Raw genomic sequence first — 25,719 nt, forward strand, 5'->3', positions numbered from 1 at the left:
GGAATCGAGTGTGACGCCCGACGGTCACATCATGCGGTGTACCGGCGTAGCTGGGCCACGGCCTCGAGGGTTGCGTCGACGGAACCCTCGATGAGTTCCTTCGATGCGCTGATGATCGTCAGGCAGGCCGCCGGTTCGTTCTCCGCGTGTGACAAGGGGGTACCCAGACCCCAATAGCCGGGTTCGACCTCGCCGAAGCTGATCACGTAGCCCGTGCGTCGCCCCTCGGTGACGCGGGGATCCTCGCCGGGGCGCGGGGGGAGCGCTGTGAGCAGTGCATACCCGGCCGCGCCGCGGTCGAGGGGATGCCGGCCGCCCTGCCGGAACGAGACTCGGACAGTCGAGTTCGCGGGCTCGGTGACGACCACCGCGACGGCGTCGTCGGCCTCGGCCACGAACAGTGCGACACTCGCGCCGAGTCGGTCCGCGAGAGTCTGCATCAGCGGGGTCGCGACCTGGCGCAGGCCGGAATAGACCTCGCGGCCGAGGGCAGCCAGCCCGCCGGCCGCGCGGTAGCGGCCGTCCGGTCCGCGGCTGATGAGTCGGCGGTCGGCGATAGTGGCCAACAGGCGGGTCGCGATGCTGCGGTGGACACCCAGCCGATCCGCGACGTCCTGGATAGTCAGCCCGCCGGCGGAGTTCGCCACCAACTCGAGTGCATGCAGGCCACGTGCAAGCGTCTGGGTGCCGGCGGCACGGGTGGGTGACGGGGTGGTCTGCGGGTTCGGGTCGGTTGTGGCCACAACTCACCTTATGTCGCTCGGTGTGCGGGTGCCTCGCATGCTGTCCTCGACTCAGCCGGAGCTCGCCCCGGTCCGGTCAGTCCTACAAGCGCCACCGCGTCGGCATGAGGGGTGTGTAGCAGTAGCCGGCTTCTACTGTCCCATAACGTATTTCACGGTCGGACCGGCGGTCCATCCCCCGTCGACGGCGATCTCGGCGCCCGTGACGTACGACGCCGCGTCCGACAACAGGTAGCCCACAGCACCGGCGATCTCGTCGGCCTCGCCGACCCGGCCCATCGGGGTGTTGGGGTAATTGCCCTCGCCCTGCTGGATTCCGACACCCGCGGTCATCGGCGTGTACGTCATGCCGGGATGCACCGAATTGACCCGAATTCGGTCGGTGCCGAGTTCGACGGCTGCGATCTTCGTCAGCCCGCGCACGCCCCACTTCGAGGCGCCGTAGCCCGCGGTGAGCGCGAGGCCCATCAGGCCGGCTGCGGACGAGATGTTCACGATCGACCCGCCGCCGGCAGCCCTCATCGGGGCGATGACGGCCTGCATGCCGTTGAAGACGCCGACGAGGTTGATCTCGAGCACCTGCCGGAAGTGCTCGACCGGTTCGTGCTCGATGTACTGGCCTGTCGACACACCTGCGTTGTTCACAAGTCCGGTCAGCGAGCCGAACTCGGCGACCGTGACCTCGACCGCGGATCGCCACGCGTCGGGGTCGGTGACGTCGAGGTGGACGTAGCGGGCGGCGTCGCCCAGGTCTGCGGCTGTGGCGCGCCCGTCGTCGTCCAGGACGTCGGCGATCACCACCTTGCCGCCTCCGTCGACGATCCGGCGCGCGAACGCGGCCCCCAGGCCGCGGGCGCCGCCCGTGACGAGAACAACCTTGTCGGACAGCATTGCGGATTCACTCATGTGGATCACCTTCCAGCGATTCGTGTCGTCACTTGCCGTGGGCGGCGCTCCGGTCACGTCGCGTCCACGACCCTAGAAAGGGCGCGAAGGACGGCGATATCGGTCCTCCCGCTGGGCGGGAGGGCCGATCGATCAGACCAGCCAGGCGGCGGAATCCGCCGGGAGCAGTCCGTCGGCGAGTGGCACGCTCGACAGCACGACACTGCCCGGGGGCAGCTCGATCGCGGCGTTCGTGGCGTTGAGGACGCAGATCAGGCCCCCGCGGCGGCGGAACGCAAAGCACCCGGGAGGGCTTCCATACCAATCGATTTCGTCGCCCGAGCTCTCCGGGAGCATCGTACGCAGCTCGAGGGCGGCGCGATAGAGCGACAGCGTCGATCCGACGTCCTCGAGTTGACTCTCGACCGTCAGCGACGCCCACTCGGGCGGCATCGGCAGCCACGTGTCCGGCTCGGTCGAGAAGCCGAACGGCGGCCGCGTCCCCTCCCACGGCACCGGCACGCGGCAGCCGTCCCGGCCGCGTTCGGTGTGCCCGGACCGCTGCCACACCGGGTCCTGCAACGCCGCGTCCGGAAGGTCGACGTTCGGCAGTCCCAGTTCGGCGCCGTTGTAGATGAACGACGCCCCGGGCAGCGCGAGTTCGACGAGTGCCATCGCGCGGGCGCGCGCGGTCCCGCGAGCGCCGTCCCCGTACCGGCTGACCTCCCGCTCGACGTCATGGTTCGACAGCGTCCACGTGGGGGTGCCGCCGACCCGGGCGACGGCGTCGAGCGAGTTCTCGATCGCGGCGCGCACCGCATCGGCGTCGAACGGCGTCTCGGCGAGTCGGAAGTTGAAGCCCAGGTGCAACTCGTCGGGGCGGATGTACTCGCCGAACCGTTCGTTGTCGCGGACCCAGATCTCGCCCACCGACATCGCGTGCGGGTACTCGTTCATGATCCGCCGGATGCCGCGGTGGATCTCGTGGACGGCCGGATTGTTGAATCGCGGATCGTCATCGCTGTTGCGGAGCAGCGCGTTGGTGTCCCAATCGTGGTCGGGAAGGCCCTCCGGTTTCGCCATGCCGTGCGCGACATCGATTCGGAAGCCGTCGATGCCGCGGTGCATCCAGAACCGCAGGGTCTGCTCGAGGTCGTCGAACACCTCGGGGTTGTCCCAGTTCAGGTCGGGCTGCTCGGCGGCGAAGATGTGCAGGTACCACTGGCCGGCGGTGCCGTCGGATTCGATCACGCGCGTCCAGGCCGGGCCGCCGAAGATGCTCGGCCAATTGTTCGGAGGCTGAGCACCGTCCGACCCTCGGCCGTCGCGAAAGATGTAGCGCTCGCGGGCAGCACTGCCAGGGCCGGCGGCGAGTGCTTCCCGGAACCACGGGTGCCGGTCGCTGGTGTGGTTGGGAACCAGATCCATCGTGACCCTGATGCCGCGGGCGTGGGCCTCGGCGATGAGTTCGTCCATCGTGGCGAGGTCGCCGAACAGAGGGTCGATGTCCCGTGGATCGGAGACGTCGTAGCCGTGGTCGGCCATCGGCGAGCGCATGACCGGGCTGAGCCAGATGGCGTCCACGCCCAGCAGTTCCAGATAGCCCAGACGGTCGATGACGCCGCCGAGATCGCCGACCCCGTCGCCGTTCGAGTCCGAGAAGGACCTCGGATAGACCTGGTAGAAGACGGCGTCGGTCCACCACGCACGCGAGTCGGCCGGTTCGTGTGCGGCGGACAGATCCTCACCGGTGGTCACAGTGATTCATAGTGCCGCATCGGCGGCGCCGGGAGCGCCGGTATGAGGTTGTGTCGCGGACGCTAGATCGGCGAGTTCACCATCGACGCCGCTGCCATGTCCATGTAGTCGACGAGGGCGCGGCGGTGTGGTTCGTCGAGGGTCTGGTCGTCGATCGACGCGATCGCGACGTGCATGCAGCGCAGCCAGGCGTCCCGTTCGATCGGGCCGATCTTGAACGGATTGTGACGCATCCGCAGACGCGGGTGCCCGCGCTCCTCGGAGTAGGTGCGCGGTCCGCCCCAGTACTGCTCGAGGAACATGCGCATGCGGCGCTCGGCCGGTCCGAGGTCCTCCTCGGGGTAGAGCGGTCGGACGATCTCGTCCTTCGCCACCTCCTCGTAGAACCGCGCGGTGAGCTTGCGGAACGTCTCGGCTCCGCCCACTGCCTCGTAGAAGGTCTGCTGCGTCGTGGGGTTCGTGTCAGTCATGTCGCGTCCCATTGTGCCCGGTTTCGTGGGGAAGGCGCCGGAGCGCGTCCCGGTGTGGTGCGCGCCATCTCGCCGGTGGGGTCATCGGCGCCGCGTGTTCACCGCCCGTGCTGCAACTTTTTCGCAGAAATGGCTGTGCGTGGCCACATCATCCGTGGTCAACTTGGGTCAGTCTTCGCGGAGGTCGCATGGCACACCGACACAGCGCGCGAGCGCATCGACAACTCGTGCCCACTGATGTGCGGGGTAATCGCACGTCGGGGGCTTTTCCGCTGCATGTCATTCCCGAGTCCGGCACCACCGGGCTCGTTCTGCCGGGCCAGAGTCCGCAGCCGGTGTGGAACAAGCGCCGGGTGCTGCTGCTCAACGCGACGTTCGAACCGCTCACCGCCCTACCCGCCCGCCGCGCCGTCGTGTTGATGGTCTGCGACAAGGCCGACGCCGTCCACGAAGATCCGCTCGGGCCGGTGATCCACTCCGAGGGTTGTTCTCTGCAGGTGCCGTGGGTCATCCGCCTGCGTAACTACGTCCGGGTTCCGTATCGGACCCGGGTCCCGATGACGCGGGCTGCGCTGATGCACCGCGATCGCTTTCGCTGCGGCTACTGCGGCGACAAGGCAGAGACGATCGACCACGTCGTGCCGCGCAGTCGTGGCGGCGGTCATTCGTGGGAGAACTGCGTTGCCTGCTGCGCTCCCTGCAACCACCGCAAAGCGGACAAACTGCTGACGGAGCTGGGATGGACCCTGCAGGCCGCCCTCGTGCCCCCGTCGGGTCCGCACTGGAGGCTGCTGTCCACCACCACCGAGGTGCATCCGACGTGGATTCCGTATCTGGGTGAGGGCGCGGCCTGAGTCGAGGCACGATTCGGCCCCGACGCTTCCATTTCAGCAGGACTCGGCTACGGTTTGCGTCGTGAGCATTCTCGAGACAGTGCTGATATTCGTAGGGATACCCGTCCTGGTGATCGCGATCGTCGCGGGACTGTCCTTCATGACCAAGAAGTCGCCCGGCTTCGTGCCGACCGAGTACCGACTCGGCGAGCGCTGGACCCATCAGCCGGTCCTGTGGAGCGCTGTCGACGAGGTGACCTCGCACGGTCACCACGCCGCACACGCCGCGGGTGCAGACGTGATCGGAGGTTCGGCAAGTGGCAAGTGGTGACGTTATCCAGACCTCGGTAGCACCGGCGGATCTGCCGGTGGGCACTGTGGTGACCACCAGCGGACGCCTGTCCGGTGTGCACCGCATCGGCGAGTCGTTCGACGACCTGCTGCCCTTCACGACCGATCAGTTGGTGCGCCTCGACGACGCCCTCACGGAGGCGACCCGCTCCACCAAGGTGCGGTTCAACATCTACGTGGGCGATCTCGGTGAGAACCCGGCGGTCGGCACGGACGCCATCTTCCCGGGCACTCCCGAGGCCGAGCGGTCGGTCCTCATCGCGGTCTCGCCCAACCAGCACGCGATCGAGATCCGTGGCGGCCGTGCGGTTCAGCACCGCGTCACGGACCGTGTCGCCCAGTTGGGTGTCACCGCCGCACTGTCGTCGTTCGGTGAGGGTGACCTCGTAGACGGCCTCGTCTCGGCCCTGCGTGTGATGAGCGCGGCCATCGCCGCGAAGTAGTCCCGCACTCCGACGCTCTACCCCGGTGACCCGGTGCCCTGCGGCACCGGGTCACTGTCGTCTCAGTGTCAGGTCGCGTCGAACGCGCGCGCCTTCAGGGAGCGGACGATGCCGGCCCTGCCCTCGACGACCAGGCGGCGCAGCGCCGGCGGATGCTCACCGGCGAGGAATGCGTCGGCCGCGGCCACCGACGCCTCGCTGATCGACCACGACGGGTACAGGCCGACCACGACGGTCTGCGCGACCTCACTCGAGCGACGTTCCCACACGCCCTCGATCCCCGCGAAGTAGCGCGCGACGTACGGCTCGAGCAGCTGCGACTGGCCGGGCGCGACGATGCCGCCGATGATCGCGCGGGCGGTGATGTTGGGGACGGTGTCGTCGTCGAACACCGTCGTCCATGCCGATTCCTTGACCGCCGCCTGCGGCCGGGACGCTGCCGCGGCCGCCGCCTGACGGGCTCCCGCCGCGGTGGGATCGCGCTGGGCCTCCGCGTCGATGACGGGCGTTTCGGGACCGTCCGCGTCGATCTCGCCGGCCGCGGCGAGCGCGTGCACGAGGCGCCAGCGCAGATCGGTGTCCACGACCAGCCCGGGCAGGCCGACGGTGGCCGGGTCGGTGGTGTCCAGCAGTTCCTGCAGGATCTCGGTGTGCCACGCCGACAGCTGTGATCCGGCCAGGGCGTTCACGAACGCCAACTGGTGATCGGAGCCGGCCGCAGCCTCGCGCGCCAGTTCCAGCAGGCGGTCCGCGAAGGCGGCCCAGCCGAACGCGTCGGCCCAGCCGGGCTCCGCGTACGCCGCGAGCGCGGTGTGCGCCTGCATCAGCAGCCGCTGCACCACACCGACCTCCGTCTCGGCGCCGATACCGCGCTGCACCAGGCCGACGAAGTCGCGCGCACGCATCTCCGCCTGCCGGGTCATCTCCCATGCCGCCGACCACGCGAGGGTGCGGGGGAGCGGCTCGGCGATGTCGCCGATCCGGCCGACGAGGGTTTCGAGCGAATCCCGGTCCAGGCGCACCGAGCAGTACGTCAGATCGTCGTCGTTGACCAGGATCAGCTTGCCGCGCGGCACCCCGACCAGCTCGGGCACGTCGGTGCTCGCACCCTCGACGTCGAGTTCGACGCGGTGCGTGCGGACCAGCTTGCCGGTGGCCGGGTCATCGTCGTAGATGCCGACCGCGAGCCGATGGACGCGGGTCTCGCCGGCGCCCGGCTCGGCACCCTCCTGGAGCACCGCGAAGTTGCGGAAGGTGCCGTCGGGCTCGATCTGGAAGTCCGGGCGCAGGATGTTGAGGCCCGTGGTCTTGAGCCACTGCGCGCCCCAGCTCGACAGGTCGCGGCCGGACGCCTTCTCGAGCGCGCGCAGCAGGTCGTCGAACGTCGCGTTCGAGAACGCGTGCTCGGCGAAGTAGTCGCGCAGGCCGGACATGAACGGCTCCTGGCCCACGTACGCGACGAGTTGCTTGAGCACGCTCGCGCCCTTGGCATACGTGATGCCGTCGAAGTTGACCTCGACCGCGGCGAGGTCCGGGATGTCGGCGGCGATGGGGTGCGTCGACGGCAACTGGTCCTGCCGGTACGCCCACGACTTCTCGACGTTCGCGAACGTGGTCCAGGCGTTGGTGTACTCGGTGGCCTCGCTCTGGCACAGCACCGATGCGAACGTCGCGAAGGACTCGTTGAGCCACAGGTCGTCCCACCACCGCATCGTGACGAGGTCGCCGAACCACATGTGCGCCATCTCGTGCAGCACGGTCTCGGCGCGACGCTCGTACGAGTAGCGGGTCACCTTGGACCGGAACACGTAGTCCTCGAGGAACGTGACCGCGCCCGCGTTCTCCATCGCGCCCGCGTTGAACTCCGGCACGAACAGTTGGTCGTACTTGCCGAAGGCGTAGGGGATCCCGAAGTTGCGGTGGTAGAAGCCGAAGCCCTGCTTGGTCTCCGTGAACAGTCGTTCGGCATCCATGTGTTCGGCGAGCGAGGAACGGCAGTAGATGCCGAGCGGGATGGTGCCGTGCTCGTCGGTGTAGAAGTCGTTCCACACCGCGTACGGACCGGCGATCAGCGCCACCAGATACGTGCTCATCTTCGGCGTCGTCCGGAAGACGTGCCGGCCCGGCGTGGCGACCAGCGTCTGGACGGTCTCGGCGTTCGAGATCACCTTCCAGTCGTCGGGGGCGGTGACCGCGATGTCGAAGGTGGCCTTGAGATCCGGCTGATCGAAGCAGGCGAACATCCGCTTGGCATCGGCCGTCTCGAACTGCGAGTACAGGTACACCGCGTCGTCCGTGGGATCGACGAACCGGTGCAGGCCCTCGCCGGTGTTCGTGTACATGCAGTCGGCGTCGACGACCAACTCGTTGGACTCGGCCAGGCCGTCGAGCGCGATGCCGGTGGCCTCGTCGTACGACGAGACATCCACCGGTGTGCCGTTGAGTACCGCGGAATGCACTGTTGCGGCGATGATGTCGATGAACGTCGACGCCCCGGCGATAGCGGTGAACGAGACGGTGGTCCGCGATCGGAACGCCTTCTCGCCCGGCCGTCCCGATCCGTCGGTGAGGTCGAGGTCGATGCTGTAGTTGTCGACCGAGACCAACGCCGACCGCTCGGCGGCCTGGGTGCGGGTCAGATTCGGTGGGGCCACGAAGATCTCCTCATCACGGGTGGACAAACGACTGCCTGCTATCCCATCACGCGCCACGCTCCTCCCGCGATTTGCGCACTTGTCGCGGGAATTCGGGTGTCCGAGGCGCGGTAAGTGCGCAAAACGCGGGTCAGGGGAGGAGGTCGCGGAGGGGGACGGCGGGGTCGGCGAGTCGTGCGGGATCGACCGGGCCCGAGAACGCCACGAGCGCTTTGATCTCGTCGGTGACATCCCAGATGTTGACGTTCATTCCGGCGAGCACGCGATTCTCCTCGTCGAGCCAGAAGGCGACGAACTCCCGCTTGCCGACGTCGCCACGCGTGACGACCTTCGTGTACTGCGGCGCCCAGCCCACGTACTCCATGCCGAGGTCGTACTGGTCGGTGAAGAAGTACGGCAGATTCGTGAACTCGACGGGATGCCCGAGCATCGTCGCGGCCGCGATCGGCGGTTGGTTGAGGGCGTTCGCCCAGTGTTCGACGCGGACCCGCGCGCCCAGCAGCGGATGCTGCTGTGCGGCGATGTCGCCGACCGCGACGATGTCCGGGTCGCTCGTGGTCAGCGTGCCGTCCACCAGGACGCCGCCGTCGACGGAAAGCCCGGCGGCCTCGGCGATCTCGATGTTGGGCTGCGCGCCCACTGCCACCAGCACCGCGTCGGCAGGCAGCACGGTGCCGTCGCCGAGCCGGACACCATCGGCCCGGCCGTCCGAGACCGTGATTTCCTCGACCTTCGCGCCGAACCGGAAGTCAACGCCGTGTTCGCGGTGCAGACCTTCGAAGACCGTGCCCATCTCCTTGCCGAGCGCGGCGCGCAGCGGACCGTCCGCGGCCTCGACGACCGCGACTTCGACGTCGCGGCCGCGGGCACCGGCCGCGATCTCGAGGCCGATCCAGCCGGCGCCGACGATCACCAGGCGGGCGCCCGGCGACAGTGCCGCGATCAGTGCGTCGGATTCGTCGATAGTGCGCAGATAGTGAACGCCGGGGGCGTCCGCGCCGGGAATCGGCGGTCGGCGGGACCGGGACCCGGTCGCGAGCGCGAGTTTGTCGTAGCCGATCGTCGATCCGTCCGGCAGCGTCACGCGCCGTTTGTCGCGATCGATCGTTTCCGCCGTGGTGCCCAGGCGCAAGTCCACGTGGTGGTCGCGGTACCAGTCGCCGTTCTGGACGGTGAAGTCCGGCAGGGCCTTCTTGCCCGCCACGTGTTCCTTGGAGAGTGGCGGCCGTTCGTAGGGCAGATGGTCCTCGGCGCTCAGGAGTACGACGGCCCCGTCGAAGTCTCTGGCCCTCAACGACTCTGCAATCTTTGCGCCGGCGAGTCCACCGCCGACGATGACGAAGGTGCGTTGCGACGGCTCGTGGGAAGTCACGTGAATGCTCCGTTCCAGTGTCGGTACTGGATCTGTCATTTCGCTGTCCTCGTTCGACCCTAACGGGGTCTCGGGGTGTGCGGGAAGCATTCCTGCGCCGCCGTGGTTCTCTTGAATCGAGAGGCGCGGCGTCGACGTCGTCGCGCCGCAGGACGAGGGAGATGCGAGTGAGCGCCGAAGCACAGACCACCACCGGGACCGCGGCAAAGAAGGACACCGTCGACTTCTGGTTCGACCCGCTGTGCCCGTGGTGCTGGATCACCTCGCGCTGGATCCTCGAGGTCACCAAGGTTCGCGACATCGACGCCAACTTCCACGTCATGAGCCTCGCCGTCCTGAACGAGGGCCGCGACCTGCCCGAGGAATACCGCGAGATGATGGGCAAGGCGTGGGGCCCGGTGCGGGTGCTCATCGCGGCCGCCCAGCAGCGTGGCGACGAGATCCTGCTGCCGCTGTACACCGCGATGGGAACCCGGATCCACAACGGTGGCGACCAGGACCTGACGAATGTCGTGGTCGAGTCGCTCGCCGAAGTGGGTCTGCCCGCGGAACTGGCGGCCGCCGCGGACGCCGGTGAATACGACGCCGAGCTTCGCCGCAGCCACCACGCCGGCATGGACAAGGTCGGCGACGACGTCGGCACCCCGACCATCCACGTCAACGGCACTGCATTCTTCGGCCCGGTGCTGTCGCGCATCCCGCGCGGCGAGGACGCCGGCCGAGTGTGGGACGGCACCGTCGCTCTGGCGTCGTACCCGCACTTCTTCGAGCTCAAGCGCACGCGCACCGAGGACCCCCAGTTCGACTGAGCCGCCAGTCCGGAGCGTCACATCGTCGCGGCGTCCCCGAGGGGCGCCGCGACGACGTGGCCTGTCAGAATTGAGGCCATGCGCGTATACCTGGGTGCCGACCACGCCGGCTTCGAACGCAAGAACGAGATCATCGAACACCTCACCGCCAACGGTCACGAGGCCATCGACTGCGGTGCGCACGTCTACGACGCCGTCGACGACTACCCGGCGTTCTGCATCGAGGCAGCCCGCCGCGTCGTCGCCGATCCGGGCAGCCTCGGCCTCGTCCTCGGTGGCAGCGGCAACGGCGAGCAGATCGCCGCGAACAAGGTTCCCGGCGCGCGCTGCGCGCTCGCGTGGAGCGTCGAGACCGCGCAGCTGGCGCGTCAGCACAACAACGCGCAGCTCATCGGTATCGGTGGCCGCATGCACTCGCTCGAGGAGACCCTCGCGATCGTCGACGCCTTCCTCGCCACCGAGTGGTCCGACGAGGAGCGTCACCAGCGCCGCATCGACATCCTCGCGGAGTACGAGAAGACGGGTGTGGCTCCGGCCGTGCCCGCGGCTCCCGAAGCCTGACGAGAACCAGGTAGACCACCTTGCCCGAGGGCCACACCCTGCACCGACTCGCGCGCCTGCACCAGCAGCGCTTCGCGGGATCGACGGTCCGGGTGTCGAGCCCGCAAGGCAGATTCGCCGAGGACGCGGCCCTGATCGACGGCCGCGTCCTCGTGCGTTCGGACGCGTGGGGCAAGCACCTGTGGCACCACTACGAGAACGGTCTCGTGCTGCACGTCCACCTCGGCCTCTACGGTAAGTTCACCGACTCCGCGGTGCCGCTCGAGGCGCCCGTCGGGCAGGTCCGCATGCGAATGATCGGGGCAGAGTACGGCGCGGACCTGCGTGGTCCCACCGCGTGTGAGGTGCTGCATCCGCCGCAGGTCGAGGCCATCGAGGCCAGGCTCGGTCCGGATCCGCTGCGCGAGGACGCCGACCCGGATCGCGCGTGGGCGCGGATCTCCAAGTCTCAGACGCCGATCGGGGCGCTGCTCATGGACCAGGCCGTTCTGGCCGGAGTCGGCAACGTCTACCGGGCCGAGATCCTGTTCCGGCACGGCATCAATCCCGAGCGCCCCGGCAAGCGCGTCGGGCGCGCCGAGTTCGACGCGATCTGGGCTGATCTGGTCGACCTCATGAACATCGGGGTGCGCCGCGGCAAGATGCACGTCGTGCGACCCGAGGACGATCACGGCGACCCGGCGTACGCGAAGGACCGTCCGCGCACCTACACCTACCGCAGAGCAGGATCGGCGTGCCGCATCTGCGGCACGCCGATCGCTCACTCGGTCATGAAGGGGCGCAACCTGTTCTGGTGCCCCGGCTGTCAGGCGAACTAGAAGTCGAAGCCTCCACCGAAGTCGCCGCCACCGAAGTCGCCGCCACCGAAGTCGCCGCCACCGAAGTCGCCTCCGCCGTAGTCGCCTCCGCCGTCGCCCATCGCGCCGTACTCGGTGTCACCGCCCCCGAAGTCGCCGCCACCGTCGCCTTCGGCTGCTGCATCGCCGCCGCCGTTGTCACCCGCGTCGACGCCACCCTCGGAGCCGTCACCCTGGCCGTCCTCGAACCCCTGCGCGTCGTATCCGACGCCGGCCATGCCGGAGAACATGGCCGAGAACAGGAACATCGAACCGATGCCCCACGCGCCGGCGACGAGCGCGGGCTTCCACCACGGCTCGGAGTACCAGCCGGCGGGAACCGGACGCCCGGCCACGCGGCCGCCGGGGTAGTAGTTCGGAGTGCGGGACGACGGGTGGGGTGAAGCCGCGACCTGACGGCCCTCGAACTCGACCTCGCGGTCCTCGGTGACCGAACCGGCCGACTTCTGGCCGTCGATGCTCGGAACCTCGGGACCCGGATCCATGCCCATAGCCGTGCGGGCGGCGCGGATGTAATAGAGGCCCTCGAGCGCGGTCTGCTTCGCCAGACGCGCCTGAACCGGCGTGGTGGCCTGTTCGATCTGTGAACCGGCGGCCGTGTATCGCTCGGACGCGTCGGCGAGAGCCTGCTTGGAGGCCTCGTCGTTGCCGACGAGGTTGTAGACCTGACCGCCCAGGCGCTCGATCGCCTGGCGGGCGTCCGCCTTGGCGTCTTCGAGTTGGTTCGTCGAGTGGCCCTTGTTCTTGTTCTGGCTCTTCATCACCAGGAAGACGACGGCGCCGAGGACGGCGACGATGAGGAGGAGTTCCACGGGGGACCTTCCGGAGGTGTCAAATCGGACAATGTCAAGACTACCGGCGTCCGGCGCGGCCTGACCGGGTCTCGACTCCTGTCGGTGGTCGATGCGAACATATGTTCGTGTCCGACGTTCGCGAGGTTCCCGGTCCCGAGTCTCCGGGTGCTGCCGAGGCGACGATCCTGCACGCCGACCTGGACGCGTTCTACGCGTCCGTCGAGCAGCGAGACGACCCGCGCCTGCGGGGCCGGCCGGTGATCGTCGGCGGGGGAGTCGTGCTCGCGGCCAGTTACGAGGCCAAGGCGTACGGCGTCCGGAGCCCGAGCAGCGAGTCGGACGCACGGCGCCGGTGTCCGCACGCGATCGTCGTGCCGCCCCGGATGTCGGCGTACGCGCAGGCCAGCCGCGAGGTCTTCGACGTCTTTCGTCGCACGACGCCGTTGGTCGAGGGAATCTCGATCGACGAGGCGTTCCTCGAGGTCGGTGGTCTGCGGCGGATCTCGGGCGCTCCGATCGAGATCGCGCGGAAGCTGCGGGCCGACGTGCGCGCGGAGGTGGGGCTGCCCATCACCGTCGGTATCGCACGGACGAAGTTCCTCGCCAAGGTCGCCAGCGCCGTGGGGAAGCCGGACGGGTTGCTGGCGGTACCGCCGGATCGGGAGCTCGAGTTCCTGCATCCCCTCCCGGTGGAGCGCCTGTGGGGTGTGGGGGCGGTGACGGCGGGCAAGCTGCACGCCTACGGAGTCCGCACCGTCGGGGAGCTGGCGGCGCTGGCCGAACGCGAGCTGTCGACCGTGGTCGGGCCGGGATCGGCCCGGCACCTGCACGCGCTGGCGTGGGCCCGAGACCCCAGGCAGGTGCAGACCGGACACCGGCGTCGGTCGATCGGTGCGCAGCACGCGCTCGGGCGTCGGACGCGGAGCTTCGAGGAGATCGAGTCGACGGCCGCCGCACTGGTCGATCGGGTGGCGCGACGCCTCCGGGCGGCCGGATGGGTGTGCCGGACGGTGGTGGTCCGGATGCGGTTCGCCGACTTCGAGCAGGCGACGCGGTCGGTCACGCTCGCGGAGGCGTCGGCGCGTACCGAGTCCATCCTCGCGGCGGTGCACTCGCTGCTGGTGCAGTCGCAGTCCCTGGTCGCGGAGCGGGGACTGACCCTGGTGGGGGTCACGTTGTCGAACATCGACCGTGAAGGTGCCGAGCAGCTCGCCTTACCGTTCGAGCCGGACGCCGGGCCTCCTGTCACGGAGACCGACGGTGTCCGGCTCGACGGTGCGCTCGATGCTGTCCGGGCGAAGTTCGGATCGGTCGCGGTCACCCGCGCCGCGCTGCTCGGACGCGACCGCGGCGCGAGTGTGCCGATCCTGCCGGACGAATAGTCGCGGATCAGGCGCCTGTCAGGCTCCAGCGGCAGCGTTCAGCTGCTCGAGGGTGCCGGTGGCCTCCAGGTACTCCTGCACCCAGCGCTCGATGACGGCCGAGGTCTTCTCCACCTTGGTGAACTGGCCCACGACCTGGCCCACCGGGTTGAAGGCGACGTCGACGGTCTCGTCGGGGTACTTGTGCGTGGCGGCCACGGCCATGCCGGACACCATGTACTGCAGCGGCATGCCGAGCGGCTCCGGATTGCCTTCCTGCTCCCAGGCCTCCGTCCAGTCGTTGCGCAGCATGCGGCACGGCTTGCCGGTGAACGAGCGGCTCCGCACGGTGTCGCGGCTGCTTGCGTTCATGTAGGCGGCCTGCTGGACGGCGGTGTTCTCGGCCTCCTCGACCATGAGCCACTGCGAGCCCGACCACGCGCCCTGTGCACCCAGTGCCAGTGCCGCGGCGATCTGCTGACCGCTGCCGATGCCGCCCGCGGCGAGCACGGGAACCGGTGCGACCTCCTTGACGACCTGCGGCCACAGCACGATCGAACCGACCTCGCCGCAGTGCCCGCCACCCTCGCCGCCCTGGGCGATGATGATGTCGACGCCGGCATCGGCGTGCTTGCGAGCCTGGTAGGGCGAGCCGCACAGCGCGGCGACCTTACGACCGGCGTCATGGATGTGCTTGATCATGTCCGCCGGCGGGGTGCCGAGGGCGTTGGCGATGAGCGTGACCTTGGGGTGCTGCAGCGCGACCTCGACCTGCGGTGTGGCCGTGGCCTCGGTCCAGCCGAGCAGCTGCAACGCGTTGTCGCCGCCGTCATCGGGCAGGGGCACGCCGTGGTCGGTGAGAATCTTGCGTCCGAAGTCGAGGGTTGACTGCGGCACCATCGACTGCAGCATCTTCGTGAGTTCGTCGGCGGACAGGTTCGAGTCCATGCCCTCGTACTTGTTCGGAATCACGATGTCGACGCCGTAGGGGTGGTCGCCGATGTGCTCGTCGATCCAGTTCAGTTCGATCTCGAGTTCCTCGGGCGTGAAGCCCACGGCGCCGAGGACGCCGAAACCGCCGGCCTTGCTGACGGCGACCACGACGTCGCGGCAGTGGGTGAACGCGAAGATCGGAAACTCGATGCCGAGGTCGTCGCAGAGGGGGGTGTGCATCCGGGGCTCCTTCGCTGGGCCTGAATTCTGTAACAGGTTCCAACTTAGGGTGACCGTCGTCGCATCGAGGGGTGAATCGCCCGAAATCGGGACCCGGGCGCGACTGTGACAAGCGTCACTCGGGGGGACTTTCGGGGAACGACAAAACCCCCGTCCCGGGCGCATTTGCCGGGCGGGGGTTTCCTCCTCGCGGAGGGGATGACGGGAATCGAACCCGCGTAATCAGTTTGGAAGACTGAGGCTCTACCATTGAGCTACATCCCCGTGCATACGACATTTGTGGGATCGCCAGCGATGCCGTGTGCGAGATGGAACTGTACCCACCTCGCTTTGGAATTCCTAATCGGGGGGCCGTAGGATTCTGCCTCGGGTCCTCACGAGGTTGGTGGGGTCCTGTTTCGGAACGGGATGTGGCGCAGCTTGGTAGCGCATCCGCTTTGGGAGCGGAGGGTCGCAGGTTCGAATCCTGTCATCCCGACCACGTGTGCGTCGGTGTCGCGATTGCGGCACCGACGCACGACATAGAGCAACGAAGAGCATCACCACTACGAAGGAGCCAGATCCGTGAAGAGCACCGTCGAGCAGATCAGCCCGACGCGAGTCCGTATCAACGTTGAGGTGCCCTTCGAGGAGCTCAAGCCTGATTTCGACAAGGCGTACAAGGCGCTCGCGCAGCAGATCCGACTCCCCGGCTTCCGTCCGGGCAAGGCACCGGCCAAGCTGCTGGAGGCCCGCGTCGGCCGCGGTGCCGTGCTGGAGCAGGTCGTCAACGACGCCCTCCCGGCCCGCTACTCGGAGGCCGTTTCGGCGTCTGATGTGAAGGTCATCGGCCAGCCGGAGATCGAGATCACCAAGCTCGAGGACGGGCAGGAGCTCACGTTCACCGCCGAGGTCGACGTTCGCCCCGAGATCACCCTCCCCGATTTCTCCACCGTGGCCGTCACCGTCGACCCGATCGAGGTCACCGACGAGGCAGTCGACGAGCAGCTGCTGTCGCTGCGCCAGCGCTTCGGCACCCTCAAGGGTGTCGAGCGTGAGGTCCAGGACGGCGACTTCGTGTCGATCGACCTGTCGGCCACCGTCGATGGCGTGGCCGTTCCGGAGGCGACCGCGTCGGGTCTGTCCCACGAGGTCGGCTCGGGCCAGCTGATCGAGGGCCTCGACGAGGCCATCGTCGGCGTCAAGGCCGGTGAGTCGAAGGACTTCACCTCCAAGCTGGTCGCGGGCGAGTTCGCGGGCCAGGACGCTGTCATCACGGTCACCGTCAGCACGGTCAAGGAGCGCGAGCTGCCCGAGGCCGACGACGAGTTCGCCCAGATGGCAAGCGAGTTCGATACCCTCGCCGAGCTGGAGGCCGACCTGCGCGAGCGCGTCGAGCGTGTCCGCAAGGTCGAGCAGGCCGGTCAGATCCGCGACAAGGTTCTCGAGGCGCTGCTCGAGACCGTCGAGGTTCCGCTGCCCGAGGCTGTCGTCAAGGCTGAGGTCGACGCTGCGCTGCACGACGCGATCCACGGCCTCGACCACAACGAGGAGAAGCTGAACGAGCTCCTCGAGGAGCAGGGCACCACGCGTGAGCAGTTCGACGCCGACGCCACCGAGGCTGCCGAGCGTTCGGTCAAGACCCAGCTGCTGCTCGACGCGATCGCCGACGCCGCCGGCACCACGGTGGGCCAGGACGAGCTCACCGAGCGCATCCTGTTCCAGGCGCAGCGCTACGGCATGGCGCCGGAGCAGTTCATCCAGCAGATCCAGCAGGCCAACCAGCTCGGCGCGGTCTTCGCGGACGTGCGCCGCGGCAAGGCCCTGGCGGGCGTCGTCGATGCGGCGACGGTCACCGACACCTCGGGTGCGTCCATCGACACCGCCGAGATGTTCGGTACGGCCGAGGCCGAGGCCGAGGATGCTGCTGTGGAGGGTGACGAGCAGAAGTAGTTCTTCTGCCCGCCGAACGGCGAGCTAGTTTTCCGCTTTCAGCGAAGTAGGGCGGCACCGGGACTCCGGTGCCGCCCTACTTCGTTAGTGTCTGTGTCAGGAACCATCGACTTATCAGAAGGCAGGTACCGTGACTTACCAGAATCCCGCCATGACTTCAGCCACCTCCGGTCTGAATCTCAGCGACTCGGTGTTCGAACGCCTGCTTCGCGAGCGCATCATCTTCCTCGGCACGCAGGTGGACGACGACATCGCGAACAAGCTGTGCGCCCAGATCCTGTTGCTGTCGGCCGAGGACCCGACGCGGGACATCAACCTGTACATCAACTCGCCGGGTGGGTCGGTCACGGCCGGCATGGCGATCTTCGACACCATGCAGTTCGCGGAGTGCGACGTCGCGACGTTCGGTATGGGCCTGGCCGCCTCGATGGGGCAGTTCCTCCTGTCGGCCGGCACCAAGGGCAAGCGCTACGCGCTGCCGCACGCGCGGATCATGATGCACCAGCCTTCTGCCGGTATCGGCGGCACCGCGTCCGACATCGCGATCATGGCGGAGCAGTTCGCGCACACCAAGCGTGAGATGGCCGAACTCATCGCCGAGCACACCGGTCAGACCGTCGAGCAGATCACCGCCGACTCGGATCGTGACCGTTGGTTCACGGCGAAGGAAGCACTCGAGTACGGCTTCGTCGACCACGTCGTCACCCGGGCGCGGCAGGCGGGCGGCGCGGGCAACTAGGCCGCGATCCATCCGTCCCTTCCGCTCCCCATCATCCTTGGAGAACTGATGACCAACATGTTCGATCCCCGTGCCGCCCACGCACTCGGTGGCCAGGCTCCGGCCGGTGCACAGTCGCGCTACATCCTTCCGTCGTTCATCGAGCACTCCAGCTACGGCGTCAAGGAGTCGAACCCGTACAACAAGCTGTTCGAGGAGCGCATCATCTTCCTCGGCGTGCAGGTGGACGACGCGTCGGCCAACGACGTCATGGCGCAGCTGCTGGTGCTCGAGTCGCTCGACCCGGATCGTGACATCACGATGTACATCAACTCGCCCGGCGGCTCGTTCACGTCGCTGATGGCGATCTACGACACGATGCAGTACGTCCGTGCCGACATCACCACCGTGTGCCTCGGCCAGGCGGCATCCGCAGCAGCGGTGCTGCTCGCCGCCGGTACTCCGGGCAAGCGCCTCGCGCTCCCGAATGCGCGTGTGCTGATCCACCAGCCCGCCACCGGTGGTATCCAGGGCCAGGTCTCGGACCTCGAGATCCAGGCCGCGGAGATCGAGCGCATGCGTCGCCTCATGGAGACCACGCTCGGAAAGCACACCGGCAAGGATCCCGACGTGATCCGCAAGGACACCGATCGCGACAAGATCCTCACCGCCGAGGAGGCGAAGGAGTACGGCATCATCGACGACGTGCTCCAGTACCGGAAGCTCTCCGCGCAGAAGTGATGCGGGGCATCCCGGTTCGCCCGACACGCCGAGCGGGTTGGAGCGAACCGGGGTGACAACCCGTCAAGCTGGGCAGTCCGCGCACACCGTGGACCCGATTCCCGCGTCCGAGCCAGCGGGCCGCGCGGGAATCACCGGCTTATTGGTCGACCTCATTCCCGATCTGCGGGTACGGTCACACCAGGGGCCTTCGATCCGGATTCGGGGTACTCATCCGCTGCACCGCGGTGGTGGGGAACCGGGTGAGGATGCTCGCACGTAGACAAGGAAGTAGGGACCTTACGAGATGGCACGCATCGGTGACGGCGGCGATCTGCTCAAGTGCTCTTTCTGCGGTAAGAGCCAGAAGCAGGTCAAGAAGCTCATTGCGGGACCTGGGGTCTACATCTGCGACGAATGCATCGATCTCTGCAACGAGATCATCGAGGAGGAGCTGGCCGAGTCCAGCGAGGTCAAGCTCGACGAGCTGCCCAAGCCCGCGGAGATCCGTGACTTCCTCGAGAACTACGTGATCGGCCAGGATTCGGCGAAGCGGACGCTGGCGGTTGCGGTCTACAACCACTACAAGCGCATTCAGGCCGGCGACAGGAGCCGGGATGCGCGCGGCGAGACTGTCGAACTCGCGAAGTCGAACATTCTGATGCTCGGCCCCACGGGATGTGGCAAGACGTACCTGGCGCAGACGCTCGCCAAGATGCTCAACGTTCCGTTCGCCATCGCGGACGCCACCGCGCTCACCGAAGCGGGTTACGTCGGTGAGGACGTCGAGAACATCCTGCTCAAGCTGATCCAGGCGGCCGACTACGACGTCAAGCGCGCCGAGACCGGCATCATCTACATCGACGAGGTCGACAAGATCGCCCGCAAGAGCGAGAACCCGTCGATCACCCGCGACGTCTCGGGCGAGGGCGTGCAGCAGGCTCTGCTGAAGATCCTCGAGGGGACGCAGGCGAGCGTTCCGCCGCAGGGCGGGCGCAAGCATCCCCACCAGGAGTTCATCCAGATCGATACGACGAACGTGTTGTTCATCGTTGCGGGCGCTTTCGCGGGCCTCGAGAAGATCGTCTCCGATCGGGTGGGCAAGCGCGGCATCGGTTTCGGTGCCGAGGTTCGCTCCAAGGCCGAGATCGACACGCAGGACCACTTCGCCGAGGTCATGCCCGAGGATCTGATCAAGTTCGGTCTGATCCCCGAGTTCATCGGCCGACTTCCGGTCGTGGCCTCGGTGACCAACCTCGACAAGGAATCGCTCGTCACGATCCTGTCCGAGCCGAAGAACGCACTCGTCAAGCAGTACACGCGTCTGTTCGACATGGACGGTGTGGAACTGGAGTTCTCGGTCGACGCTCTCGAGGCGATCGCGGATCAGGCCATTCACCGCGGCACCGGAGCCCGTGGGCTGCGCGCGATCATGGAGGAAGTTCTCCTGCCGGTGATGTACGACATCCCGAGCCGCGACGATGTCGCGAAGGTGGTCGTGACCGCGGAAACGGTGAACGACAACGTGCTTCCGACGATCGTGCCCCGCAAGCCGGAGCGTGAACGTCGGGACAAGTCCGCGTAGGAGCGGAATCTCCTCATGGAGGGGCTCGGGTGCCGATGGCGCCCGAGCCCCTCTGTTTTGTCAGGGGGCGCGCAGCAGCGCCACGGCGAGCGCGGTGAGCTCGGTTTCGAATTCTTGGATGTCGACCGCGCTACCGGTGGACGCCTCCCGCTCCCACGTGGCAAGGCCGGACACGACGAACCGGGCCGTCAATGCGACGCGCCGAGTGCGGATTTCGGGATCGAGGTGCTCGAGTTCGGCGCTGATTTCGGCGAACAGCTTCTTGAGCATGTCCATCCCGTCGATGCGGGGGTATCGCGTGTCGTCGGGGACGAGTGTCGTCGGCCGTTCGACGAAGTCCATGTGCACGCCGGTGAGCCACTGCTCGTTGAAACGAGCCCAGTAGGACGTTTCGTGAACGGCAATCTCTTCCACGAATGGATGCACGTAGGAAGCCACGAGTCGGTCGAGTCGGTCGGGCGCGTCGTCGGCGATCTCGTCGATCATTCGGGCACGGATCGCGTTGATGTTGCCGATGTGGCGCAGCCACACCGCCTCGAGCAGTCCGTCCCACGATCCGAAGTGATACGCGATGGCCGAGTTGTTGCGCTGGCCCGCGGTTCTCACGATCTCGCGGGCGGAGACCCCGTGCAGTCCGCGTTCGGCGATGAGGCGTTCGGCGACGTGGAGGAGCGCGTCGCGGCCGTTCGGCGAGTTCCCAGCGGTAAGGGTCGAGTTCATAGCGGTAAGGGTACTGAATAGGCTATGTTTTCAGCGCTGAGACAGATTTCTTAATTTTGGAGGTGCTCGTGAATCCGTTGTCGAGGAACGGGGGCGTGCGCGCCCGTCGTGCCGGCCTCTTCACGGTTGCTGCGGTGACGATCGCGCTGGTCGCGGCCGGTTGCAGCAGTGATAAGTCCGAGGAGACGAGCGGTGCGCTCGAACCGGGGCAATTGCTCTCGGTCCAACAACTGCGCGGCGCGCCGGTGCTGCCCAGTGCGGCCCGGAGTGAGCTGATCACCTATGCGTCGCAGAATGCGCAGGGCGACCCGGTGGTGGTGTCCGGGACGGTGTCTATCCCGCGCACGCCCGCGCCGGAGGGCGGCTGGCCTGTGATCAGTTGGGCACACGGCACCACCGGTGTGTCCGACATCTGCGCGCCGTCGAACGACACCACCGACGGACCGGCGCACGACTACCTCGGCGGGGTCGACGAGACGCTCGACAAGTACGTCGCCGACGGCTACGTCGTGGTGCAGACCGACTACGTCGGCATGGGCACGCCGGGCGGTCACCCGTACATGGACGGCGGGACGGAGGCGAACGCCGTTGTCGACATCGTCCGTGCGAGCCGCGCGATCGACGATTCGATCAGCGACCAGTGGTATGCCATGGGGCACAGCCAGGGCGGGCATGCGACGCTGTTCGCTGCCGCGCAGGGCGCCGAGCGTGCGCCCGAACTCGATCTGCGCGGTGCCGTCGCGATCGCGCCGGGTAACGACACGAGCGCCACACCGCAGTACCTCGCGGCCGGCACTCCGGAGGTTGCTCCGGCGCTGGCGTTCCTGCCGCTGATCCTGCTGGGAGCCGAGGCGGCGGATCCGTCCATCGACGCCGATTCGTACGTCACCCCGGAGTCGAAGCCGCTGCTCACCGCGGCCCGCAATGGCTGCGTCGGCCAGATCCGTGACGTGATCGGTTCGGTGCCGGTCGACAAGGCGTTCGCGCCGGGCGCCGACATCGACAAGCTGGTGACGTACTTGAAGAAGCAGTCGCCCGGGCAGTTGACGCTGACGGTGCCGACGCTGGTACTGCAGGGCACGGCGGACGTGCTCATCGCCGAGCCGGGCAGCAAGGCGCTGGTGCAGTCGTTGTGCAACAACGGCTCCGAGGTCGGATACAAGACGTACGCGGGTGCTGATCACCGGACTGCGGTGCCGCAGTCGTACGACGACGTCGAGCAGTTCTTCGGTGCATTGCAGGCTGGGGAGGCTCCGGCGGGTCTCTGCTAGAACGCTCCGAACAGTTCGGAATAGCGGGATGGGTTCCCGACGAGATCCCCCTCGGGGAGCGTGACGACGGTGTCGGCCATCCGGGCGACACCGTCGTCGTCGCGGCACTCGACGGTGACCCGGTAGTCGGCGCTATCGGTGTACTCACCCGCCAGGTGGAGGGTCTCGTGCGGCATCGTCGTCCACCAGATGCCGATACCGCCGTCGTAGATCTCCATGAGATTGGTGATGACGGGTTGATCGTCCGTGTCGAATGCGACGGAGGCGCACTGCGCCGGGGTATCCGTGGTCGAGTCGATGTTCTGGAGCGTCACCAGGATCGAATTGCCGAATGTCCGGACGTCCGCCTGTCCGGTCACGGTCGCGGACGCGGGGGCCGCGCCGAGCGTCCCGGCCAGGGCGATCGCACCCGCGGCACTCCCAACGACGTGCCGCACCCGCCATACGCTCATTCGTGACGTCCTCCCGCTCGCCCGACCTGCGCGGTTTCCACTGTGGCATGCGAGGCGGGGTGATTGCGGGCGAATGGGTCAGATCTTGATGCGCTGCTCTCCCGAGTAGACGTTCATGCTCTCCCCGCGCAGGAACCCGACGAGCGTCATGCCGCGGTCGCGCGCGAGGTCCACGGCCAGCGACGACGGCGCCGACACGGCGCCGAGTATCGGTACGCCGGCCACCGCGGCCTTCTGCGCCAGTTCGAACGACGCGCGGCCGCTGACGATGAGGACCGCGTCGGACAACGGGACCCGGTTCGTGGTGAGTGCCCAGCCGAGGACCTTGTCGACCGCGTTGTGCCGACCGACGTCCTCTCGGACCGCGAGCAGCGCGCCGTCGGCGGTGAACAATCCGGCCGCGTGTAGTCCGCCCGTGGCGTCGAACACCCGCTGGGCGCTGCGCAACGTCGGCGGCATCGACGACAACATTGCTGCGGTGACCTCGAAGGCGTTGCCGGACAGGGAGTATCGGCTGCGGACGGCGACCTCGTCGAGGGACGCCTTGCCGCACACGCCGCACGCGGACGTCGTCAGGAACTCGCGGCGGCCCTTGCTGCCGGGATCCGGGACACCGGGGGCCAGCGCGACGTCGAGCACGTTGTAGGTATTCGCGCCGTGATCGTCGACGCCGTTGCAGTAGCGCACGACGGCGATGTCTTCGGAGGTCTCGACGATCCCCTCCGTCAACAGGAACCCGTGGACCAGGTCGACGTCGTTGCCCGGGGTGCGCATCGTGACGGTGAGCGAGCGTCCGCCCAGGCGGATCTCGAGCGGTTCCTCGACGGCCAGGGCGTCCGGCCGACGACGGATCCCGTCCGGGGTGATCCGCAGGACGGGCCGGCGCGCGGTGACCCGGCCCATCTAGTTGCCTCCGGTCGGTTCGAGCCGCACGACGACCGCTTTCGACACCGGGGTGTTCGACTTGGCGGCGACGTGATCGAGCGGCACGAGGGGATTGGTCTCGGGGTAGTAGGCGGCGGCATTGCCGGGCGGCGTGCTGTACTCGACCACCCGGAAGTCGTGGACCCGACGTTCCTCGACAGCACCGTGGCCAGTGGTCCATTCGGACACGAGGTCCACGAGTTGACCGTCATGCAAACCCATCTCGGCGATGTCGCCGGCGTTGACGAAGACCACCTTGCGTCCGCCCTTCACGCCGCGGTAGCGGTCGTCGAGGCCGTAGATCGTGGTGTTGTACTGATCGTGGCTGCGCAGGGTCTGCAGGATCAGTCGCCCGGCCGGGGTGGGCACCCATTCGAGCTGGTTGACGGTGAAGTTTGCCTTGCCGGTGTGCGTCCGGAACTCGCGCGAGTCGCGCGGCGGATGGGGGAGTTGGAACCCGTCGGGGCGGCGGACTCGGGTGTTGTAGTCGGTGCAGCCGGGGACGACGCGCGAGATCGAGTCCCGGATCCGGTCGTAGTCGTCCTCGAACGCGGACCACGGGACGGGATGGTCGGCGCCGAGCAGTTCGCGCGAGAGCTGACAGACGATCGCGACCTCGCTGCGCAGGTGCGCGCTGAGGGGCTTCAGTCGCCCCCGCGACAGGTGCACCATCGACATCGAGTCCTCCACCGACACCAACTGCTTGCCGGTCGCCTGGACGTCGAGGTCGGTGCGCCCGAGCGTCGGCAGGATCAACGCGGTGCGCCCGTGCACGACGTGGCTGCGGTTGAGCTTCGTCGAAACCTGAACGGTGAGTGCGCAGTTACGCAGAGCCTGTTCGGTGGCGGCGGTGTCGGGAGTGGCCGAGACGAAGTTGCCCCCCATCGCCATGAACACCCGCGCCCGGCCGTCGCGCATCGCCCTGATCGCGTCGACAGTGTCCCAGCCGTGCCGGCGGGGGCTCTCGATGGAGAACTCGGCCTCGAGGGCGGCGAGGAACTCCTCGGGCATCTTCTCCCAGATGCCCATCGTGCGGTCGCCCTGCACGTTGGAGTGACCGCGGACCGGGCACACCCCGGCGCCGGGCTTGCCGATCATGCCCCGCATCAGCAGCAGGTTCACGGCTTCCTGGATGGTCGCGACGGCGTGCGTGTGCTGCGTGAGTCCCATCGCCCAGCACAGCACTGTGCGCTCCGACTGCGCGAGTGCGCGTGCGGTGTCCTCGATCTGGCTTCGGGTCAGGCCGGTCGCCTCGATGACGGTGTCCAGGTCGACGCCCCGCACGTGCTCGGCGTAGTCGTCGAAGCCGGCACAGTGTGCGTCGACGAACGCGCGATCGATCACGGTGCCGGGGCTGCGGGCCTCGGCCTCGAGCAGCAGACGGCCCAGGCCCTGGAACAGCGCCAGGTCGCCGCCGAGGCGGATCTGCAGGAACTCGTCGGCGATGTGGACACCGCTGCCGACGACGCCGTTGATCTTCTGCGGGTCTTTGAAGCGCCGAAGTCCGGCCTCGGGTAGCGGGTTGATCGCAATGACCTTGGCGCCGTTCGCCTTGGCCTTCTCGAGCGTCGACAGCATCCGGGGGTGGTTGGTGCCGGGGTTCTGTCCGGCGATGAGGATGAGGTCGGCCTGTTCGAGGTCGGGTACCGACACCGAACCCTTGCCGATGCCGATCGTCTCGGTGAGCGCACTGCCCGACGACTCGTGGCACATGTTGGAGCAGTCCGGCATGTTGTTGGTGCCGAAGCTGCGAATCATCAACTGGTACAGGAAGGCCGCCTCGTTGCTCGTGCGGCCCGACGTGTAGAAGACGGCCTCGTCGGGCGTCCCGAGTTCGCGGAGGTGTTCGGCGATCAGGCGGTGCGCCTCGTCCCACTCGATCGGCTCGTAGTGGTCGCTGCCGGGCCGCACCACCATCGGGTGGGTCAGGCGGCCCTGCTGGCCCAGCCAGTAGTCGGTGCGTCCGGACAGTTCCGAGATGGGGTGCGCCGCGAAGAACTCCGGCGTGACGGCCCGCAGCGTCGCCTCCTCTGCGACGGCCTTGGCGCCGTTCTCGCAGAACTCGGCGGGCTTGCGGTGACCGGGCGCCTCGGGCCATGCGCACCCCGGGCAGTCGAAGCCGTGTCGCTGGTTGAGGCGGGTGAGGGTGCGGGCGGTCCGGGCGACGCCCATCTGTTCGACGGCGCGCTCTAGTGACACCAGCACGGCGGGAACCCCGGCCGCGTAGTCCTTGGCGTGATCGACGACGAGATCGTTCTCGTCGATGTCGTCCCGGGGCCCCGTGCGCGTCATGACCCCATACTGGCCCGGCCGGTCCGGGTATGCACGATCCG

24 protein-coding genes and 2 tRNA genes are annotated in these 25,719 nt (G+C 67.8%); 13 read left to right on the forward strand and 13 right to left on the reverse strand.

All coding sequences use genetic code 11. The features are described 5' to 3' along the window. Positions 1-29: 29 nt before the first annotated feature. From C8K36_RS04915 to C8K36_RS04930, 4 genes are all read right to left on the reverse strand, one after another. Positions 30-743, reverse strand: a complete 714-nt coding sequence (locus tag C8K36_RS04915) for an IclR family transcriptional regulator (RefSeq protein WP_107983239.1) — start codon at positions 741-743, stop codon at positions 30-32. Between the two features lie 132 nt (positions 744-875). Next, a complete protein-coding gene (locus C8K36_RS04920) occupies positions 876-1,649 on the reverse strand; it encodes an SDR family oxidoreductase (RefSeq protein ID WP_107983782.1) in 774 nt (257 codons plus the stop codon). Positions 1,650-1,781: 132 nt separating this feature from the next. Then, entirely contained in the window at positions 1,782-3,386 is a 1,605-nt protein-coding gene (locus C8K36_RS04925) for a glycoside hydrolase family 13 protein (RefSeq protein WP_258195048.1), read from the reverse strand. 62 nt (positions 3,387-3,448) lie between these two features. Further along, positions 3,449-3,856 (reverse strand): globin, encoded by a 408-nt coding sequence (locus tag C8K36_RS04930; protein WP_181319361.1) that lies wholly within the window; start codon positions 3,854-3,856, stop codon positions 3,449-3,451. Between the two features lie 188 nt (positions 3,857-4,044). Here C8K36_RS04930 and C8K36_RS04935 point away from each other — a divergent pair, with 188 nt between their 5' ends. The 3 genes from C8K36_RS04935 (at position 4,045) to C8K36_RS04945 (ending at position 5,483) form a co-directional block, all read left to right on the forward strand. Next, a complete protein-coding gene (locus C8K36_RS04935) occupies positions 4,045-4,710 on the forward strand; it encodes an HNH endonuclease (protein WP_107983241.1) in 666 nt (221 codons plus the stop codon). Positions 4,711-4,771: 61 nt separating this feature from the next. After that, complete coding sequence (locus C8K36_RS04940; RefSeq protein WP_107983242.1) at positions 4,772-5,020, forward strand: hypothetical protein; 249 nt, start codon at positions 4,772-4,774, stop codon at positions 5,018-5,020. After that, positions 5,007-5,483, forward strand: coding sequence for a DUF5130 domain-containing protein (locus C8K36_RS04945; RefSeq protein ID WP_107983243.1), 477 nt, complete (start codon positions 5,007-5,009; stop codon positions 5,481-5,483). Before C8K36_RS04940 ends, C8K36_RS04945 begins: the two co-directional genes overlap by 14 nt. Positions 5,484-5,551: 68 nt before the next feature. Here the strand turns inward: C8K36_RS04945 and pepN are convergent, their stop codons facing one another. Together pepN and C8K36_RS04955 are read right to left on the reverse strand one after the other, a co-directional pair. Then, positions 5,552-8,137 carry an aminopeptidase N gene (gene pepN, locus C8K36_RS04950; RefSeq protein WP_107983244.1) on the reverse strand — a complete coding sequence of 862 codons (2,586 nt, stop codon included), beginning with the start codon at positions 8,135-8,137 and terminating at the stop codon, positions 5,552-5,554. A 130-nt stretch (positions 8,138-8,267) separates the two neighbouring features. After that, a complete protein-coding gene (locus C8K36_RS04955; protein WP_258195049.1) occupies positions 8,268-9,548 on the reverse strand; it encodes an FAD-dependent oxidoreductase in 1,281 nt (426 codons plus the stop codon). 122 nt (positions 9,549-9,670) lie between these two features. Between C8K36_RS04955 and C8K36_RS04960 the strand changes: the two genes are divergently transcribed. From C8K36_RS04960 to C8K36_RS04970, 3 genes are all read left to right on the forward strand, one after another. Continuing rightward, entirely contained in the window at positions 9,671-10,318 is a 648-nt protein-coding gene (locus tag C8K36_RS04960; RefSeq protein ID WP_107983246.1) for a DsbA family protein, read from the forward strand. Between the two features lie 78 nt (positions 10,319-10,396). Then, entirely contained in the window at positions 10,397-10,879 is a 483-nt protein-coding gene (locus C8K36_RS04965; protein ID WP_107983247.1) for a ribose-5-phosphate isomerase, read from the forward strand. Between the two features lie 20 nt (positions 10,880-10,899). Continuing rightward, entirely contained in the window at positions 10,900-11,697 is a 798-nt protein-coding gene (locus C8K36_RS04970) for an Fpg/Nei family DNA glycosylase (RefSeq protein WP_107983248.1), read from the forward strand. On the opposite strand, the gene C8K36_RS04975 is transcribed toward C8K36_RS04970, so the two are convergent. Beyond that, positions 11,694-12,548, reverse strand: coding sequence for a GA module-containing protein (locus C8K36_RS04975; protein ID WP_107983249.1), 855 nt, complete (start codon positions 12,546-12,548; stop codon positions 11,694-11,696). The genes C8K36_RS04970 and C8K36_RS04975 overlap by 4 nt on opposite strands. A 101-nt stretch (positions 12,549-12,649) precedes the next feature. Here C8K36_RS04975 and dinB point away from each other — a divergent pair, with 101 nt between their 5' ends. Next, positions 12,650-13,912 (forward strand): DNA polymerase IV, encoded by a 1,263-nt coding sequence (gene dinB, locus C8K36_RS04980; protein WP_107983250.1) that lies wholly within the window; start codon positions 12,650-12,652, stop codon positions 13,910-13,912. An 18-nt stretch (positions 13,913-13,930) separates the two neighbouring features. Here the strand turns inward: dinB and C8K36_RS04985 are convergent, their stop codons facing one another. Next, positions 13,931-15,064: a nitronate monooxygenase gene (locus C8K36_RS04985; RefSeq protein WP_107983251.1), complete on the reverse strand. Its 1,134-nt coding sequence runs from the start codon at positions 15,062-15,064 to the stop codon at positions 13,931-13,933. Between the two features lie 193 nt (positions 15,065-15,257). Next, a tRNA-Gly gene (locus C8K36_RS04990) sits at positions 15,258-15,328 on the reverse strand. A 140-nt stretch (positions 15,329-15,468) separates the two neighbouring features. Between C8K36_RS04990 and C8K36_RS04995 the strand changes: the two genes are divergently transcribed. From C8K36_RS04995 to clpX, 5 genes are all read left to right on the forward strand, one after another. After that, positions 15,469-15,545, forward strand: a tRNA-Pro gene (locus C8K36_RS04995). Between the two features lie 83 nt (positions 15,546-15,628). Beyond that, a complete protein-coding gene (gene tig, locus C8K36_RS05000) occupies positions 15,629-16,996 on the forward strand; it encodes a trigger factor (RefSeq protein ID WP_107983252.1) in 1,368 nt (455 codons plus the stop codon). Between the two features lie 130 nt (positions 16,997-17,126). Next, on the forward strand, positions 17,127-17,735 hold the full coding sequence (locus C8K36_RS05005; RefSeq protein WP_107983253.1) for an ATP-dependent Clp protease proteolytic subunit: 609 nt from the start codon (positions 17,127-17,129) through the stop codon (positions 17,733-17,735). Positions 17,736-17,792: 57 nt separating this feature from the next. After that, positions 17,793-18,455 carry an ATP-dependent Clp protease proteolytic subunit gene (locus C8K36_RS05010; RefSeq protein ID WP_181319450.1) on the forward strand — a complete coding sequence of 221 codons (663 nt, stop codon included), beginning with the start codon at positions 17,793-17,795 and terminating at the stop codon, positions 18,453-18,455. A gap of 286 nt (positions 18,456-18,741) precedes the next feature. Then, positions 18,742-20,019 carry an ATP-dependent Clp protease ATP-binding subunit ClpX gene (clpX, locus tag C8K36_RS05015; RefSeq protein WP_107983255.1) on the forward strand — a complete coding sequence of 426 codons (1,278 nt, stop codon included), beginning with the start codon at positions 18,742-18,744 and terminating at the stop codon, positions 20,017-20,019. Positions 20,020-20,079: 60 nt separating this feature from the next. On the opposite strand, the gene C8K36_RS05020 is transcribed toward clpX, so the two are convergent. Continuing rightward, a complete protein-coding gene (locus tag C8K36_RS05020) occupies positions 20,080-20,739 on the reverse strand; it encodes a TetR/AcrR family transcriptional regulator (RefSeq protein WP_107983256.1) in 660 nt (219 codons plus the stop codon). Positions 20,740-20,834: 95 nt separating this feature from the next. On the opposite strand from C8K36_RS05020, the gene C8K36_RS05025 reads away from it, so the two are divergent. Further along, positions 20,835-22,010 carry a lipase family protein gene (locus C8K36_RS05025; RefSeq protein ID WP_258195053.1) on the forward strand — a complete coding sequence of 392 codons (1,176 nt, stop codon included), beginning with the start codon at positions 20,835-20,837 and terminating at the stop codon, positions 22,008-22,010. On the opposite strand, the gene C8K36_RS05030 is transcribed toward C8K36_RS05025, so the two are convergent. The 3 genes from C8K36_RS05030 to C8K36_RS05040 form a co-directional block, all read right to left on the reverse strand. Next, positions 22,007-22,462 carry a 3-oxoacyl-ACP synthase gene (locus tag C8K36_RS05030; RefSeq protein WP_107983258.1) on the reverse strand — a complete coding sequence of 152 codons (456 nt, stop codon included), beginning with the start codon at positions 22,460-22,462 and terminating at the stop codon, positions 22,007-22,009. The genes C8K36_RS05025 and C8K36_RS05030 overlap by 4 nt on opposite strands. Before the next feature lie 78 nt (positions 22,463-22,540). Beyond that, on the reverse strand, positions 22,541-23,365 hold the full coding sequence (fdhD, locus tag C8K36_RS05035) for a formate dehydrogenase accessory sulfurtransferase FdhD (RefSeq protein ID WP_107983259.1): 825 nt from the start codon (positions 23,363-23,365) through the stop codon (positions 22,541-22,543). Further along, the gene (locus C8K36_RS05040) at positions 23,366-25,678 is read right to left on the reverse strand and encodes an FdhF/YdeP family oxidoreductase (RefSeq protein WP_107983260.1); all 2,313 of its coding nucleotides are present in this window, start codon (positions 25,676-25,678) and stop codon (positions 23,366-23,368) included. It abuts the gene before it with no gap. Between the last annotated feature and the right edge of the window lie 41 nt (positions 25,679-25,719).

The sequence above is a fragment of the Rhodococcus sp. OK519 genome (genome assembly GCF_003051005.1).
Taxonomy (GTDB): Bacteria; Actinomycetota; Actinomycetes; order Mycobacteriales; family Mycobacteriaceae; genus Prescottella.

Excerpts from the sequence above, each read along its gene's own strand:
- C8K36_RS04960 (WP_107983246.1), top strand. The coding sequence starts at position 9,671 with ATGCGAGTGAGCGCCGAAGCACAGACCACCACCGGGACCGCGGCAAAG.
- fdhD (WP_107983259.1), bottom strand. The coding sequence starts at position 23,365 with ATGGGCCGGGTCACCGCGCGCCGGCCCGTCCTGCGGATCACCCCGGAC.
- C8K36_RS04985 (WP_107983251.1), bottom strand. The coding sequence starts at position 15,064 with ATGCACACCCCCCTCTGCGACGACCTCGGCATCGAGTTTCCGATCTTC.
- C8K36_RS04955 (WP_258195049.1), bottom strand. The coding sequence starts at position 9,548 with ATGACAGATCCAGTACCGACACTGGAACGGAGCATTCACGTGACTTCC.
- C8K36_RS05040 (WP_107983260.1), bottom strand. The coding sequence starts at position 25,678 with ATGACGCGCACGGGGCCCCGGGACGACATCGACGAGAACGATCTCGTC.
- clpX (WP_107983255.1), top strand. The coding sequence starts at position 18,742 with ATGGCACGCATCGGTGACGGCGGCGATCTGCTCAAGTGCTCTTTCTGC.
- C8K36_RS05030 (WP_107983258.1), bottom strand. The coding sequence starts at position 22,462 with ATGAGCGTATGGCGGGTGCGGCACGTCGTTGGGAGTGCCGCGGGTGCG.
- C8K36_RS05020 (WP_107983256.1), bottom strand. The coding sequence starts at position 20,739 with ATGAACTCGACCCTTACCGCTGGGAACTCGCCGAACGGCCGCGACGCG.
- C8K36_RS05010 (WP_181319450.1), top strand. The coding sequence starts at position 17,793 with ATGTTCGATCCCCGTGCCGCCCACGCACTCGGTGGCCAGGCTCCGGCC.
- C8K36_RS04965 (WP_107983247.1), top strand. The coding sequence starts at position 10,397 with ATGCGCGTATACCTGGGTGCCGACCACGCCGGCTTCGAACGCAAGAAC.
- C8K36_RS04920 (WP_107983782.1), bottom strand. The coding sequence starts at position 1,649 with ATGAGTGAATCCGCAATGCTGTCCGACAAGGTTGTTCTCGTCACGGGC.
- dinB (WP_107983250.1), top strand. The coding sequence starts at position 12,650 with ATGTTCGTGTCCGACGTTCGCGAGGTTCCCGGTCCCGAGTCTCCGGGT.
- C8K36_RS04935 (WP_107983241.1), top strand. The coding sequence starts at position 4,045 with ATGGCACACCGACACAGCGCGCGAGCGCATCGACAACTCGTGCCCACT.
- C8K36_RS04930 (WP_181319361.1), bottom strand. The coding sequence starts at position 3,856 with ATGACTGACACGAACCCCACGACGCAGCAGACCTTCTACGAGGCAGTG.